Source organism: Ewingella sp. AOP9-I1-14 (genome assembly GCF_052375995.1).
GTDB classification, from domain to species: domain Bacteria; phylum Pseudomonadota; class Gammaproteobacteria; order Enterobacterales; family Enterobacteriaceae; genus Ewingella; species Ewingella allii.
Genome location: NZ_JBQSVA010000002.1, coordinates 803,857 through 818,224, shown reverse-complemented (window position 1 = coordinate 818,224; position 14,368 = coordinate 803,857). Strand labels below are relative to the sequence as shown.

14 protein-coding genes, 1 pseudogene and 1 riboswitch are annotated in these 14,368 nt (G+C 54.8%); of the genes and pseudogenes, 7 read left to right on the top strand and 8 right to left on the bottom strand.

Translation table 11 applies throughout. From position 1 onward, the window contains the following. Positions 1 to 46: 46 nt before the first annotated feature. From ACT3RT_RS09000 to ACT3RT_RS08985, 4 genes are all read right to left on the bottom strand, one after another. Positions 47 to 478, bottom strand: a complete 432-nt coding sequence (locus ACT3RT_RS09000) for an OsmC family protein (RefSeq protein WP_034788271.1) — start codon at positions 476 to 478, stop codon at positions 47 to 49. A 72-nt stretch (positions 479 to 550) separates the two neighbouring features. Next, positions 551 to 907 carry a type II toxin-antitoxin system HicB family antitoxin gene (locus ACT3RT_RS08995; RefSeq protein WP_353501258.1) on the bottom strand — a complete coding sequence of 119 codons (357 nt, stop codon included), beginning with the start codon at positions 905 to 907 and terminating at the stop codon, positions 551 to 553. Continuing rightward, positions 904 to 1,161 (bottom strand): type II toxin-antitoxin system HicA family toxin, encoded by a 258-nt coding sequence (locus tag ACT3RT_RS08990; protein ID WP_154146338.1) that lies wholly within the window; start codon positions 1,159 to 1,161, stop codon positions 904 to 906. The genes ACT3RT_RS08995 and ACT3RT_RS08990 overlap by 4 nt, the downstream gene beginning before the upstream one ends. Before the next feature lie 280 nt (positions 1,162 to 1,441). Then, positions 1,442 to 2,113, bottom strand: coding sequence for a DUF3313 domain-containing protein (locus ACT3RT_RS08985; protein ID WP_485901684.1), 672 nt, complete (start codon positions 2,111 to 2,113; stop codon positions 1,442 to 1,444). A gap of 565 nt (positions 2,114 to 2,678) precedes the next feature. Between ACT3RT_RS08985 and ACT3RT_RS08980 the strand changes: the two genes are divergently transcribed. Genes ACT3RT_RS08980 through ACT3RT_RS08970 form a run of 3 tightly spaced genes read left to right on the top strand, consistent with a single transcriptional unit; the run spans position 2,679 to position 6,077 of the window. Further along, a complete protein-coding gene (locus tag ACT3RT_RS08980; RefSeq protein ID WP_496199557.1) occupies positions 2,679 to 3,188 on the top strand; it encodes a sugar dehydrogenase complex small subunit in 510 nt (169 codons plus the stop codon). Between the two features lie 16 nt (positions 3,189 to 3,204). Continuing rightward, entirely contained in the window at positions 3,205 to 4,812 is a 1,608-nt protein-coding gene (locus tag ACT3RT_RS08975; RefSeq protein WP_353501261.1) for a GMC family oxidoreductase, read from the top strand. A gap of 26 nt (positions 4,813 to 4,838) precedes the next feature. Beyond that, positions 4,839 to 6,077 carry a c-type cytochrome gene (locus ACT3RT_RS08970; protein ID WP_485901942.1) on the top strand — a complete coding sequence of 413 codons (1,239 nt, stop codon included), beginning with the start codon at positions 4,839 to 4,841 and terminating at the stop codon, positions 6,075 to 6,077. Between the two features lie 523 nt (positions 6,078 to 6,600). On the opposite strand, the gene ACT3RT_RS08965 is transcribed toward ACT3RT_RS08970, so the two are convergent. Further along, positions 6,601 to 7,026, bottom strand: coding sequence for a GNAT family N-acetyltransferase (locus ACT3RT_RS08965; RefSeq protein WP_496202919.1), 426 nt, complete (start codon positions 7,024 to 7,026; stop codon positions 6,601 to 6,603). Positions 7,027 to 7,098: 72 nt separating this feature from the next. Further along, a riboswitch (TPP riboswitch) is annotated at positions 7,099 to 7,201 on the top strand. A gap of 34 nt (positions 7,202 to 7,235) precedes the next feature. Between ACT3RT_RS08965 and thiM the strand changes: the two genes are divergently transcribed. Both thiM and thiD read left to right on the top strand, forming a co-directional pair. After that, positions 7,236 to 8,045 carry a hydroxyethylthiazole kinase gene (gene thiM, locus ACT3RT_RS08960; RefSeq protein WP_353501263.1) on the top strand — a complete coding sequence of 270 codons (810 nt, stop codon included), beginning with the start codon at positions 7,236 to 7,238 and terminating at the stop codon, positions 8,043 to 8,045. After that, a complete protein-coding gene (gene thiD, locus ACT3RT_RS08955; protein ID WP_485901679.1) occupies positions 8,042 to 8,842 on the top strand; it encodes a bifunctional hydroxymethylpyrimidine kinase/phosphomethylpyrimidine kinase in 801 nt (266 codons plus the stop codon). The genes thiM and thiD overlap by 4 nt, the downstream gene beginning before the upstream one ends. Before the next feature lie 17 nt (positions 8,843 to 8,859). Here the strand turns inward: thiD and ACT3RT_RS08950 are convergent, their stop codons facing one another. Together ACT3RT_RS08950 and ACT3RT_RS08945 are read right to left on the bottom strand one after the other, a co-directional pair. Beyond that, the gene (locus tag ACT3RT_RS08950; protein ID WP_485901677.1) at positions 8,860 to 9,723 is read right to left on the bottom strand and encodes a hypothetical protein; all 864 of its coding nucleotides are present in this window, start codon (positions 9,721 to 9,723) and stop codon (positions 8,860 to 8,862) included. A gap of 127 nt (positions 9,724 to 9,850) precedes the next feature. Further along, positions 9,851 to 11,560 (bottom strand): annotated as a pseudogene (locus tag ACT3RT_RS08945) (flagellar biosynthesis protein FlhA); the annotation flags it as partial. Here ACT3RT_RS08945 and ACT3RT_RS08940 point away from each other — a divergent pair. After that, positions 11,493 to 12,416 (top strand): OmpA family protein, encoded by a 924-nt coding sequence (locus ACT3RT_RS08940; RefSeq protein WP_496202832.1) that lies wholly within the window; start codon positions 11,493 to 11,495, stop codon positions 12,414 to 12,416. The pseudogene ACT3RT_RS08945 and the gene ACT3RT_RS08940 overlap by 68 nt on opposite strands. A gap of 5 nt (positions 12,417 to 12,421) precedes the next feature. Further along, a complete protein-coding gene (locus tag ACT3RT_RS08935; RefSeq protein WP_485901938.1) occupies positions 12,422 to 13,336 on the top strand; it encodes a C40 family peptidase in 915 nt (304 codons plus the stop codon). A gap of 8 nt (positions 13,337 to 13,344) precedes the next feature. Here the strand turns inward: ACT3RT_RS08935 and ACT3RT_RS08930 are convergent, their stop codons facing one another. Next, entirely contained in the window at positions 13,345 to 14,031 is a 687-nt protein-coding gene (locus ACT3RT_RS08930; RefSeq protein WP_353501310.1) for a GntR family transcriptional regulator, read from the bottom strand. Between the last annotated feature and the right edge of the window lie 337 nt (positions 14,032 to 14,368).

The window sequence follows — 14,368 nt, the reverse complement described above, 5'->3', positions numbered from 1 at the left end:
ATTCAGGCATTGATGTCAGATCAATGCCTGTTCAGGGAACCGATTTCTAGTTTTCAAGCTGATAGTCGAGGGTGATTTCGGCTTTCAGCAGCTTAGAAACCGGGCAACCGGCTTTGGCTTTCTGAATGATCTCGTCGAACTTTGCCTTATCAATCCCCGGCAGCTTCACTTTGCTTTGCAGCGCGACTTTGCTAATCGCGAATCCGCCGTCCACTTTATCTAACGAGACGTTAGCCTCGGTATCAATGCTTTTGGCGACATGCCCGGCTTCTGTGAGCATCAAAGAGAGCGCCATAGAGAAGCAAGCCGCGTGCGCCGCGCCAATCAGCTCTTCCGGGTTAGTGCCGGGTTTACCTTCAAAGCGAGTGTTGAAGCCATAGGGTTGTTTATCCAGAGCGCCACTCTCCGTGGAGATAGTCCCTTTACCTTCCTTAATGTTACCTTCCCAGTGAGCCTGTCCTTTCTTGTGAATGGTCATGTTAATCCTCCGGTTTGTGAACATTGAGGATAAGTATAGTCATGAACTCGGAGGTTGAAGGGCTGAAGGGGATTAAACAGATTTATCTGTGTGCATTGGGTCATACACCATGCGTGAGAGCATATCGTTAATCCATTGATTAACACTTTTGCCTGAAATCTCCGCGGCAACATTAATGGCTGAATGGACTTCAGGTGGGATGCGTAAACTGATTTTTCCGCTGGCTGGGCGCTGTGGTGACCTGCCTTGTTCGGCGCAATAGCTGAGATAGTCATCGACAGCTTCCTCAAAAGCATTTCGCAAATCAGTCACATTATCGGCATGAAAGCCTATGACGTCCCTAATGCCAGCGATATGCCCGATCAGGCATTGGTCTTCTTCGCTGTATTCAATTTTTGCCGCATAACCCTGATAAATCATGGTACTCATGGAATGACTCCTATTGTTTCAAGAAAGATTCTGGCACTTCTGACTTGATAAACTTTTGCCTCTTTCTCTGGATGGGGACGATGAAATGAGGCAACCACTCGCTGAATTTCAAACCTCACTCGCGATCCTTTCCCTTCTGTAACGAGTGCGCCAAGCGCAACAAATAAATTCTCGATCTTACGCCATTCCAGCGTGCGAGATGTTGGTGTGGAAAAGATGATATTCAATGTCTTTAGATGGTTAGCGTTCAACATGCTGGTGCCCTAAATCCTTTTAGTTGCAATGCGCCATGTTGGCTTAATGATATCATTTTTTGATATCGCCTGCGGCATTTGAGTTGAATTATTAATCAATAACAATATTCAAGGATTAGAGACCAATCTCGGCGCTACATAAAGTCATTGGCTTAATTTTCAAAAAATTACATGCTTATTTGCGAGACATTTTCCAACCATTTTCTGATTTTTTTCCAACACCCGTCCTAAAAACAAAAAAAGCAGCCCGCAGGCTGCTTTTTCACTTCCACTCGAACACTTACTTTTGCGGGGCTGGGTTGAACTGCACGGCGTCGGTCGCCAGGCTGTCTACCACGCCTTTCAGGTCGTTCAGGGTCACTTTTTGGCTGTCGTTAGAGACTTGTTTACCCAGGCCTTTACGCACCACTTTCACAACCACTTTACCGGTGCTGGCGTCGATCAGCTCAGCTTCGAAATAGAGTTCGGTATCGCGGGTGCGGTGGCCACTGGCGGTTTCTGCGCCAGCAACAACTAACGCCACTGGGATCACTTCATAGAACTGCAAACCCTCTGCCGCAGTGCTCACCCCGGTGATGGCACCTTTAAAGATTAAGGTGCGAGGACCAGCGTGGTCGGTCAGCGGAAGACGCTGCGCGATAGACGATTTCAGACGGTTATTGGTGTAATCCAGCACGCCATCCAAGGTCTGTTTGTCGATTTGCGCATTTGGCTGAGGCTGCGGGTAGAAGGTGATTGGCTGGTAGAGAACATGTGAATAGTTAGAAGCGTTGAAGGACGGATCAACCCAGCGTAATACCGTTTTTCCGGACGGTGTTTTGGTCTCTTTTAAACCAGAATAATCGCCGAGGAAGCCAGAATATTTATCCGATTTAGTGATCTGACTTGTACACCCTGCAAGCAATACTGCACCGGCAATGAGCGCAGCTTGCAAAATCTTCGTTTTTTTCATTGGAGGAGCCTTAAGTGTGTAAGTGGCTTGTCAAATTATGTATAGCACTAAAAGCAAATTTCACCGTGCGATAATCATCAAAAACGGCGTGAAAGCAGAATAGCAAAATAAAAGTCTGTGCTATCAACAACAACAAGATTTTTTGACGTAGAGGGGTAAAAAATTACGGTTGCCCTGAGACAGCTAAAAAATGCGCATCAAACAAGAAAAATTTGCTGATTTATTTCACGCTATAAAATAAATAAAAAACAACTAAATACTTGTATTTATTGATTTAATTTTTTGTGTAAATCAATATTTAGCACGAAATGAACCACATCAACATATTATCCCTGCATATCGTGTTGTATCATGCCGACGTTTCTTTACATATCGGCTACTTTTATAACAATGATGCGCATAAAAAATAATCCTCTCCGCATCATACAAGCCGGTAGATAACACCGCGTACAACCATTGAATTGTGCACTTTACTCACCCGTTAGGGTGACAGCGCGTTGATGAAGGGCGCAGCCCACGGATGTCCGTTCATCCGCCATCCCGCTGTTTTTTAGGAGAAAATGCAATGTCTGATACCCCTTCGAAGACGCTTCGCGTCAGCGGCGTTTCACGTCGTCGCTTATTGGGTTATATCGGCGTCGGACTGGCCAGCAGCCTGATGATGCCTATTCCGCTAAAAGCTTTTGCCGCCGACGGCGAACCTTCGCCGGTCGATGTCGACAAGTTCTTACGTATTTCCCGCGCACTGACCGGCAAAAAGCACCTCAACCCGGTGATTGGCCAACGTCTGTATGCGGCGATTTTACAGCGCAAACCTGACATCGCCGCGCAGTTGGACTCACTGCAAACACTGCCTGCCGGGGCGCCGTCGAGCTGGGCTCAGCCACAGCAAGACGCCGCGCGCATTATCCTGCAAGGCTGGTATTTGGGGCAGGTGGGCGAAGGGCAAGACATTGCAGTCGTGACTTATGAAAAAGCGCTGATGTTTGAGGCGGTCTCCGATGTGCTGGTGATCCGCTCTTACTGTACCAATCGTCCTGGCTACTGGGCTGCCAAGCCCGATGTCGCGCTTTAATTAAGGAAAAAAGAACATGGCTGACACATTAAAAGCTGACGTCGTTGTCATTGGCTCAGGCGTTGCCGGTGGTTTAGTGGCAAACGAGCTGGCGAAGGCGGGGAAAAACGTCTTAATTTTGGAAGCAGGCCCGCGCCTGTCTCGCTGGGAAATTGTCGAGAATTTCCGCAATCAGGCCGACAAGTCGGACAACATGAAGCCGTATCCGTCTACCGACTACGCGCCGCATCCTGAAGCGAATCCAAGCAATAACTATCTGATTCAGAAGGGTGAACACCCGTACGACGCGCAGTTTATCCGCGTGGTGGGTGGCACAACCTGGCACTGGGCGGCCTCCGCGTGGCGCTTCCTGCCGAACGACTTCAAGATTAAATCTCTCTACGGCGTTGGCCGCGACTGGCCGATGGAGTACGGCGAGTTGGAGAAATGGTACTTCCGCGCCGAGCAAGAGCTGGGCGTGTGGGGGCCGAACAATGAAGAGCTGGGTTCGCCGCGCAGTGCGCCATACCCAATGGAACCTCTGCCGCTCTCTTATAACGAACAGCGCCTGAAAACCGTGCTCAACAACAATGGTTACTATGTAGTGACTGAGCCGGTGGCGCGTAACAGCCGCCCTTACGATGGCCGCCCGACCTGCTGTGGTAATAACAACTGCATGCCGATCTGCCCGATTGGCGCGATGTACAACGGCATCACCCACGTTGAGAAAGCCGAGAAAAACGGTGCAGTTCTGCGTCCTGAATCCGTGGTGTACAAGCTGGAAGTCAATGACAAGCAGGAGATCACCGCCGCGCTGTTCAAAGACCCGCAGGGCAATGAGCATCGTGCTGAAGCGAAATACTTCGTGTTGGCGGCGAACGGCATCGAAATCCCTAAACTGATGCTGATGTCCACCAATGACAAGAACCCGAACGGCGTGGGTAACAGTTCTGACCAAGTGGGCCGCAACCTTATGGACCACCCGGGCGTCGGCGTTGAGTTTTACGCCAACGAGCCGCTGTGGCCGGGGCGCGGGCCGCAGGAGATGACCTCCATGGTGGGCTTCCGCGACGGTGACTTCCGCAAAGAGTACGCCGCGAAGAAAATCCACCTGTCGAACGTCTCCCGGACCGATCAGGAAGCAGGGCGTCTGCTGAGCCAAAAGGGCGAGCTGATCCTTGGGCCAGACCTCGACAAGCGTATTCGCGATCGTTCTTCGCGCTACGTGCGTTTCGACAGCTTTCACGAGATCCTGCCGCACGCGGAAAACCGCATCATTCCGAGTGCCACTGAGAAAGACAAACTGGGCATTCCGAAGCCGGAGTTCTACTACGCGATGGACGACTATGTGCGTAAAAGTGCTGAGCACACCTACAAAGTCTATGCCGATGCTGCGCGCCTGATGGGCGGCACCGACATCACTTACTTCAAAGACTTTGCCAACAACAACCACATTACCGGCACCACTATCATGGGCCACGACCCGAAAGACTCGGTGGTGGATACCGACTGTCGCACCCATGACCATAAGAACCTGTTTATCGCCAGTAGCGCGGTCATGCCGACCGTCGGCTCGGTAAACTGTACCTTGACCATTGCGGCGCTCTCGCTGCGGATTGCAGAAACATTAAAGGCGGAGGTGTAATGATGAAAAAGTTAACCCTTAGCCTGATGGCAGCTGTCGGTTTGTTCAGTCTGGCGGCGCAGGCCGAAGAGTCTGGCGTGGACCTGATTAAACGCGGTGAATACCTGACGCAGGCCGCGGACTGCGTGGCCTGTCACACCACCAAAGACGGTAAACCTTTTGCCGGCGGCTTAGCCTTTAAAACCCCAATGGGTACCCTATATTCGCCAAATATCACGGCGGATAAAGAGACGGGCATCGGCACATGGAGCGACGAAGACTTCCTGCGCGCGGTCCACGAGGGTAAGAACAAAGAGGGTCAGCACTTGTATCCAGCCTTCCCGTACACCTCTTACACGCTGTTGAAAGATGACGACGTGAAAGCCATTAAGGCCTACTTGTTCAGCCTGCCGCCGGTGCATCAGCAAAATCGTGAAAACGAGATGCCGTTCCCGTTCAACCAGCGCTGGGGCATGTGGTTCTGGAATCTGGTGAACTTCGACAGCAAGCGTTTTGAGCCAGACACCGCGCAGTCTGCCGAGTGGAATCAGGGTAAATATCTGGTCGAAGGCTTAGGTCACTGCGGCGAGTGCCACACCCCGCGTAACATCACCATGGGGATGAAAGACGGCAAGCCTTACGCCGGAACCGAGGTTGACGGCTGGACCGCGTTCAACATCTCTTCCGACAAAAACGCCGGGATTGGTAGCTGGAGCAAAGGCGACATCGTGCAGTATCTGCGTTCTGGTCACGTCAGTGGCAAAGCGCAGGCCGCAGGCCCGATGGCGGAAGTTATCGAGAACAGTACTCGTCATCTGACCGATGCCGACCTGAACGCGATGGCGACTTACATCCAGACGCTGAAGCCGCAGGCGGATTCATCCGTCACCAAGAGCCGTTCTGATTGGGGCCATGAGAGCACCAGCGTAGACAACCTGCGCGGCGTGCCATTCAAAGCCAGTCAGGAAACCGACGGCGCGCGCCTGTTCCTCGGCAACTGCGCAAGCTGCCACAGCTTCGGCGGTCAGGGCAGCCAAGACGGCTATTACCCATCGCTGATGAAAAACAGCGTAGTAGGTGCCCAGACGCCAAACAACTTGGTCAACGTTATCCTGCACGGCGTATCGCGCAAAACTAACGACGGCGACGTGTTTATGCCGGGCTTTGCTGACACCCTGAGTGACAAGCAGATCGCCACGCTGAGCACTTATATGTTTAAAGAGTTTGGTGCTCAGCCAGCGTTAAATGTGAAAGATAAAGATGTGAAGGATTTGCGCGGGGAGTGATCCCCGGCTGATCATCACTGCCCAGTGAAGGGGGGAGTGGGGTAAACGTTGCGGCGTTTAATCCCGCTTTCCCCTTTTTCTATTGCATCTTTAAATTCAAATTCAAATTCAAATTCAAGGTCGTGGGCGTCGGCCCACACCGACCAAGGGAGGCGTAAACGCGCCTCCCTTGGAACCCTGCGTTTTTATTGCTGTGTGATCGAGGCTTCGCAGGAGCGGGATGGACGTGTTTCAGCGGCCACGGTGATTGTCGCGAAGTGCCGCCGCTTAGGCGGTTCCCGAATTTCAGGCTTCGAGACCTTAGGCTCGAAGCCTGAAGCGAAGGCACCGCCTAAGCGGCGACATTTTGCGGTGGAGAACTGAATTACCTGAAACACGTCCGCCTAACGAGCGGAGCGCGCAGTAAAGAGCCGGGGATTCTCAAGGGGCGCGGCGATAGGCGCCCCTTGAGGCCGGTGTGGCGGCAGCGCACGGTTTTGAATTTGAATTTGAATTTAAAGATTTAGGCCGCCCGCCAAGGGCATTATTTCTTCAAGAAATGAAAAAGATAATAATCCCCTTTTGGACTCTCGCCCTCGGCGACAACCTCCCATCCCTTGGCGAGATAAAATCCGACGGAGTTTTTACTCTTGAGCAAACACTTCAGTGAACCAGTGCCGGTGAACATGGCTTCGCTGGCGTGGAGCAGGGCGCTGCCGACGCCGGTGCCTTTGTGGGCGGGGTCTACGAACAGGTTATGCAGGAAATTCTCTTGAGTGAAGATGGAAGCGAAACCTAGCAGTTTCCCTTGGTGTTCGGCGACGATCACCGTTTCTCCAAGGATGGCGCGGTCGAAATCTTCGAGTTGAAAATCATCGGTGTCCATCCAAGTCCACGTATCCTTGCGTGACGCGAGGTACAGGGTGCGTAAAAAAGGGCGATCGGCTTCTTCATAAGGGCGTATCTGCAAGACATCTTCTCCATTGTTACCCGCTTCGACGATTCTAGGTTGATCTTCCAGACGTGCCAACCAATAATGGCTTTCGTTGACTCGGGGTGTCCTTCTTGTGAAAGAAAGGGCTGAGACCTTACCCGTATTACCTGATCTGGATTATGCCAGCGTAGGGAAGTCAGGTATCTCTCCCGATACCGCCTTCTTTAGCGCCGGTTGGGAGAAATATGAACACTCGACCTTCCGTTTTTTCCGGCAACTCTGCTGCCGCTGCCCTCGAAAACCTGCGTCACGCTAAGCCGCTGGTTCACTGTCTGACTAATGATGTTGTGCAATCCTTTACGGCCAATGTGCTGCTGGCGTTGAATGCCTCCCCCGCGATGGTGGTGGACCCAACCGAAGCCGCGCAGTTCAGCGCCATTGCTGATGCGGTGCTGATTAACGTCGGGACGCTGACTCAGCCTCATGCCGACGCCATGCTGGCGGCGGTTAACTCGGCTAATCAAGCTGGGAAGCCTTGGGTGCTGGACCCGGTGGCCGTCGGCGGGCTGGGTCTGCGCACTGAGTTTTGCCGCCAGTTAATCAAACTTCATCCTGCCGCGATTCGTGGAAACGCCTCTGAGATCCGTGCGTTAAGTGGCTTAACCTCTACCGGGCGCGGCGTGGATAGCGGCGACGACTCGCTCTCCGCGCTGCCCGCCGCCGAAGCCTTGGCTCGCGAAACCGGGGCTATCGTGGCGGTGACGGGGGAAGTTGATTATGTCACTGACGGCGCGCGTAGCCTTGCTGTGACAGGCGGCGACGCCCTGATGACCCGCATTGTCGGCACCGGCTGCGCGCTGTCGGCGGTGGTGGCGGCTTTTGTTTCCCTGCCCGGCGATCTGCTGGATAACGTCGCGGCGGCTTGCCGGGTGATGTCGTGCGCGGGCGAAAGAGCTTGCCACGAGGCGCGCGGGCCGGGCAGCTTTACCCCGGCTTTCCTCGACAACCTGTGGCTGCTGAATGGTGAGATGCTGACGTCGGGGGAAGCAGTATGAAGCGTATCAATGCTTTAACCATTGCCGGGACTGACCCGAGCGGCGGTGCGGGGATTCAGGCTGACCTGAAAACCTTCTCGGCGCTGGCGGCTTACGGCACCAGCGTTATCACCGCGCTGGTGGCGCAAAACACCCGTGGCGTGCAGTCGGTTTACAACATCGACCCGGCTTTTGTGGCGGCGCAGCTGGACTCGGTACTCGGCGACGTGCGCATTGATACCGCCAAAATCGGCATGCTGGCTAACAGCGATATTGTCGACGCCGTGGCCGAGCGCCTTCGGCACTATCAGCCGCCGTTTGTGGTGCTGGACACCGTGATGCTGGCTAAAAGCGGCGATCCGCTGCTGTCGGCGGATTCGGTTGAAGCTTTGCGACGCCTGCTGCTGCCGCAGGTAGCGATTATCACGCCAAACCTGCCGGAGGCGGCGGCGCTGCTGGAGTGCGACATGGCGCAGAATGAGCAAGAGATGCGAGAGCAGGGAGAAGCGTTGCTGGCGATGGGCTGTGACGCGGTGCTGATGAAGGGCGGGCATTTAACGGATAGCGAAAGCCCGGACTGGCTGTTTATGCGCGGATCCCGCGAGCGCTTTACCGCGCCGCGGGTTGAGACTCGACACACTCATGGCACAGGCTGCACGCTGTCGGCGGCGTTGGCGGCTCTGCGCCCGCGCCACGATAACTGGCCGGACACCGTCCGCGCCGCGAAGGCTTATCTGCAGCAGGCGCTGGTGCAGGCGGATTCGCTGGAGGTGGGGCAAGGTATCGGCCCGGTTCACCATTTTCACCAGTGGTGGTAACCGCGCGAACTCTGCCGTCAGGCTCGGATCTTGTTATGGCATAACTCAGGTTCTACCTGCTTGAACATCGACAGCGCCTGCTGCAAATGCTCGGCGTCGAACGGGTTCAACGGGTAGAACTTCTCCTCTTTGCGCGGGCGCAGCGACAGCCGAATCTGGTTGGCGGTCACCCGTTCATAGAGGTAGCTGGCGATGTCATCATTCTCCTCGTCGCGCCAGGAAATCAGCAGCGCCGCGTGCTCGCCAGTGCGGCGGCCGAGGAAACGATTCTTGGTCCACATCCCTTCAAAATCGCCATCCTTTTGCAGTTTCTTACCGCTGAACAGATCGCTGTCAGCCAGATACCACAGGGCCTGCGGCGAGATCTCCCGCTGCACGCTGCGCCACATTGGCTGATTGTTTTCCATCTGCCAGCACGCCATGCCGAGGTAGTCATTAAGCTCGCGCCAGTCGTTTTCCAACTGTTGTTTCAAACTTTTGTCGGCCAGCGTGTGGAACTGCTGCAAGCCGGTAGCCTGTGCGCCAAGGCGGGTATAACCGACCACCGACATGGTGCGCGGCCTGCGGCGCAGCGTCATCCACAGCAGGAATTTCGGAATGCGGAACTTGATGGCCTGCACGCTGAGCTTGTAACGCTGGCCGCGTGACATCACCAAGCCGTTAGACGCGCCGCGTTTGTCTTGATAATTGCGTACCAGCACCACGCTGTTTTGCCCCATCCAGCCGGTGACGTAATGCTCTTTGTCGCTGGCTGAAATATCCAAATCACGGGCGATCTGCTCGATTTTCTCCACGTCCAATTGGCCGAGGGAGAGGCTTTGATCCGCGCTGTAATAGCTCTTCTTTAAAACGGAGGAGGTCGGGTGAGTGGCTAACGACATAACCGGGCTTCCAGCAAAATGACATTATTTATAGCGTAGCCTAAGTTGTCGGACATATTTATGTCAGTGCTAGCAAAAACCACAATTTTAATATCCCGCGCCCAAAATAAGGCGCGGGGGAAGGGCGTTACGTCAGACTGCCTTCAATACGCAGTTCGTGTTCATCGGGGATTTCATTGAAGGAGAGCACGTGCAGCCCCGGCGCGAATAAACGGGCATAGCGCGACAGCAGCGGGCGCAGCTGCGGCGGCACCAGCAGCACCGGCTCTTTACCAATGGCTTTCATCTGCTCTTTGACTTTTGGCAGCGTATTTTGGAACTGTGTCAGCAGGTTAGGGTCCAGCGGAATGCTGTCGAGCGGCGTTTTACCCGCCGTTTGCGTCTGATTAAAGGCCGTCATCAGCAGCGTTTCCAGCTCGTGATGCAGGGTGTAAACCGACAGCGCGCTGCCCTGCACCATGCTCGCCGTGATGCTGCGGCGTAGGGCATAACGCACGTCGGCCGCCAGCAGGAAGGCGTCTTTGGTGGTGGCTGCGCTTTCCAGCAGCGTAGTGCCGATCACCACGATATCGCGCAGCGACACCCCTTCTTGCAGCAGCATGCGATAGATGCGCAGCAGCTGGCTGTAATTGAGGGCGCCGTTGAGATCTTCCGCCAGTTTGGGGGACATCGACGCCAGCCGGTTGTGCAGCAGGGTGATGTCGTCATAGTTAAACAGGTCAGGAATATGCTGGCGCAGCACCTTGTTGACGTGAGTTGCCACTACGCTGGCGCAGTCCACCACCTGATAGCCCAGATTAAGCGCGTGCGGCTTCTGGTCCGGCGTTATCCAGGTCACCGGCATGCCGTAGGCCGGGTCATTATCGAGCTGGCCGTCCACCTCGCCATAGGTTTCGCTGGAGGGTAGCGCCATCAGTTTATCGGCGGGCAGCGTGCCGCTGGCCTGCTTGATGCCGTTAACGGTAATAATGTACTGGGTCGGCTTTAGGCGGAAATTCTCACGAATTCGCACCTCGGGCAGCAGCACGCCGTAGGTTTCTGACACCACCTGCCGCACGCCGCGTATTCGCTGAGTGAGCGGGCTGCCTTTGGACTTATCAACCAGCGTCACCAGCTTGTAGCCAAGGCTAATCGCCACTGGCTCAATCAGCGGAATGCTTTCCCAACTGACAGTTTGCTCGATATCTTCGCTGATATTTTTCGAGATTTCCGCCAGTTGCTCGGCTTCATTGACTGCCGCCTTAGGCTGGCGGCTGATGCGCCACGCGGTGTAAGCCAGCATCGCGGTGAAAGAGAGGAACGGCAGATGCGGCATGCCTGGCACCACCGCCAGCACAAACATCACGCCCGCCGCCGTGTAGAGCGTCATTGGCGAGGCCAGCAACTGACGCTTCATCTCCGTGGCCATATCGCCGCTGTCGTTGACGCGGGTAACAATAATTGCCGCTGCGGTGGAGAGCAGCAGGGACGGGATTTGCGCCACCAAACCATCACCGATGGTCAGCAAGACATACTGCTGGAAGGCGGCGCTGGCGCTCAGGTCATATTTAAAGATACCGATACAGATACCGCCGATCAGGTTGATCATTAAGATCATCATCCCGGCGATGGCGTCCCCACGGACAAACTTCGACGCCCCGTCCATTGCGCCGTAGAAATCCGCCTCGCTGGCGATCTCTTTGCGGCGGGTTCGCGCCTGCTCTTGGTTGATAAGCCCGGCATTCAGGTCGGCGTCGATCGCCATCTGTTTGCCCGGCATGGCGTCGAGGGTGAATCGCGCCGATACCTCGGAAATACGCTCGGCCCCCTTGGTCACCACCACGAAGTTGATTGTCAGCTCAGTTAACCAAAAAGAGCGCGAAGAGATTGTCGCCGCGCTGCATGACCAGTCGATTTTCAAAGGCAATGTGTTTGCCCCCCTTAGCTCGATTGGCAAGAACAATTCTGTTATCGCCAAGCCGCTGCCGGTGACCTATAAAGAGCCGCAAAAAACGCCGCCGGTCATTGAGAAACCTAAGCCGACGCCGCCAAAACCGGAAGAAAAGCCGCCGGTGAATGTGCGCCAGCAAGAGGTGAACGCCGCCGACAAGATGGACGCGCTAAGCAGCAAAAAATCGGCCCGCGAGCTGAGTGAACTGGCGGCCAATATCAACACCATCGCCAAGAAAAACCATATGGAAGCCAATTTGGAGATTGAAGTGATCCCGCAGGGCTTGCGAGTACTGATTCAGGACGGCCATGATCGCGATATGTTCCAGCGCGGCAGCGCCAGCCTGACGCCGTTCTTCCGCACCTTGCTGACCGAATTGGCGCCGACCTTCAACAACATTGATAACAAAATCATTATCAGCGGCCACACGGACGCGGTGATGTACAAAAACCAGGCGATGTACAACAACTGGAATCTGTCCGGTGACCGCGCACTGGTGGCACGTCGCGTGCTAGAGCAGGCCGGCCTTGCCAAAGGCAAAGTGCTACAGGTTAACGCTATGTCCGATCAGATGCTGCTGGACCCGAAAAATCCAGAAAGCGCTCGCAATCGCCGGATAGAAATCATGGTGCTAACCAAAACCGCGTCAGATTCGCTGTATGAATTCTTTGGCGATCGCGGCGATAAAGTGGTCGAGCCGCTGACGCAAAAAATAGAGAAGCGGGAGGGGCTGTCGGCATCGACTTCGGCGTCCGCAGAGTAAATGTGATGAACATCTTCAACCTGATATGTGAACCTTCGGTGCTCTTGCCGACGCTGCATGAGCCGGGGGCCTCAACGGCACGTCGCCTGCTGGCTGCTTTTGTGATGAGCGGCTGTCTGCTGCTGGCGATGACGCCGCTGCGCGCCATCGCCGCGCCGACCCAGCGTAGTCAGGTGGTGAAGAAGAAGGTGCACAAAGTCAGCAGTAAACCCAAGATAACCAGTAACAAGAAAACCCCTGCGCCGACGGTGAAGCTAAGCTTCGCCGCCCAGCAGCGGGCCAAAAATCGTGAGCTGCTGATGCACCATCCGGTCAAGGTGGTAGCGACCAGCTACGGCGATAAGCCGCTGAAAACGGCCAGCACCTCAAACCTGCACAGCTCGGCGGCGCAGCGGCAGGCTAATCGCCAACTTATCGCCCAACATCCCGACTGGTTTAGCCATCAGAAACGGGAAAGCGTAGCTCCCGAGGCGCTAGGCAGCGACAGCATTGCGCTGGCTTATCGCGACCATCTGCAACAGACCACGCAAAAAGCCATGTCGACCCTGATGAAACAGTTGGGGAAACCCTATGTCTGGGGAGGAACCTCGCCGAGAATTGGCTTTGATTGCAGCGGATTGGTCTACTTCGCCTACCATGGCCTGCTGACGGAAGGGATGCCGCGCACCGCCAACGGCATGTATCGCCGAGCCAGAGGCAAGACCATTACTCAGAGCCAGTTAAGGCGCGGAGATCTGATCTTCTTCCACATCCATACCCAGCAAAACGCCGACCATGTGGGCGTTTATCTCGGCGACGGCAAATTTATTGAATCGCCGAGAACCGGCGAGGATATTCGCATTAGCACTCTGAATGAGCCTTTCTGGCAGGATCACTATCTCGGTGCCAAACGGGTGCTGACACCGGAAACCATTATCTAAACCGCCGTTTACTCCGCATCAAACCAATCGTGGTTCTGCTCGGCAATCGGCGTGATGGTGGAAATCATCTCTTGCAGGTGAATACGCATCGCGCGCTCGGCAGCGTCAGGATTGCGGGCTTTCAGCGCGCTAAGAATGTTGTCGTGCTGCTCAATCAGGCTCTCCGGCGGCGAGACTTTGCTCAGCGTCAGGAAGCGTACGCGGTCCATAGTCGCCTTAATATGCTCCACCGTTTCCCATGCCAGGCGGCAATCAATGATCTGCGCGATTGAGCGATGAAACTCATCATCTAACAGCAAGAACTCCTGCGTTTGTTGGCTCTTCGCCGCCAGCCGCTGGCGCTGCAAATTGTGCTCCAGTATCAACAGGTCATTGTCAGTGGCGACACTCGCCGCGCGGCGCACCACGGCGGTTTCCACGGCTTCGCGAATAAAGCGGCCATCGGCGACGCGCTTGGCTGAAATCTTCATCACAAAGGTGCCGCGCTGTGGCAAGACCTGCACCAAGCCTGCTTCCGCCAGCTTAATAAAGGCTTCGCGCACCGGCTGGCGCGACACGTTGAACCGCGACGAAATCTCTTTCTCCGATAACAGGGCGCCGGGGGGGATCGCGCAAGTGACAATATCCTGACGCAGGGTGCGGTAGATCTGCTGGTTAACCGGCACATTATTGAGAAATTCGTAAGTTTCAGTCATGGGCACATTGATGTTGTAGCGGCTGGAATAGGCCGAATAGTACCATGACTTTTCACAGGATTTTGCGAATGCATTAGAAGGGCGTGAACCAAGGGGCAAAAACAACAGATAAAAAAATCCCGCTCAAGGTGGGCGGGATGTCGTAATGCTTTACGAGGGGATAGTCCAATGAGATGCAACGTCTTATAGGGGAATAAGTGCTTGCAGACTCATAATAACGTTCGGTATTAAAGCATCAAGGTGAAACTGATGAATTTCACTTAAGTTTGGTGATTCAGGATTTATCCTAGCGTACGGCGCGGAGCCCGTTTGCCTGTCGCGGGCAGGGTCAAAACCA

Bases quoted from the DNA above. Each gene is read 5' to 3' on its own strand.
- ACT3RT_RS08990 (WP_154146338.1), bottom strand. From the start codon at position 1,161: ATGTTGAACGCTAACCATCTAAAGACATTGAATATCATCTTTTCCACA.
- thiM (WP_353501263.1), top strand. From the start codon at position 7,236: ATGAACACTCGACCTTCCGTTTTTTCCGGCAACTCTGCTGCCGCTGCC.
- ACT3RT_RS08985 (WP_485901684.1), bottom strand. From the start codon at position 2,113: ATGAAAAAAACGAAGATTTTGCAAGCTGCGCTCATTGCCGGTGCAGTA.
- ACT3RT_RS08930 (WP_353501310.1), bottom strand. From the start codon at position 14,031: ATGACTGAAACTTACGAATTTCTCAATAATGTGCCGGTTAACCAGCAG.
- ACT3RT_RS08975 (WP_353501261.1), top strand. From the start codon at position 3,205: ATGGCTGACACATTAAAAGCTGACGTCGTTGTCATTGGCTCAGGCGTT.
- ACT3RT_RS09000 (WP_034788271.1), bottom strand. From the start codon at position 478: ATGACCATTCACAAGAAAGGACAGGCTCACTGGGAAGGTAACATTAAG.
- ACT3RT_RS08950 (WP_485901677.1), bottom strand. From the start codon at position 9,723: ATGTCGTTAGCCACTCACCCGACCTCCTCCGTTTTAAAGAAGAGCTAT.
- ACT3RT_RS08995 (WP_353501258.1), bottom strand. From the start codon at position 907: ATGAGTACCATGATTTATCAGGGTTATGCGGCAAAAATTGAATACAGC.
- ACT3RT_RS08935 (WP_485901938.1), top strand. From the start codon at position 12,422: ATGAACATCTTCAACCTGATATGTGAACCTTCGGTGCTCTTGCCGACG.
- thiD (WP_485901679.1), top strand. From the start codon at position 8,042: ATGAAGCGTATCAATGCTTTAACCATTGCCGGGACTGACCCGAGCGGC.
- ACT3RT_RS08980 (WP_496199557.1), top strand. From the start codon at position 2,679: ATGTCTGATACCCCTTCGAAGACGCTTCGCGTCAGCGGCGTTTCACGT.
- ACT3RT_RS08970 (WP_485901942.1), top strand. From the start codon at position 4,839: ATGGCAGCTGTCGGTTTGTTCAGTCTGGCGGCGCAGGCCGAAGAGTCT.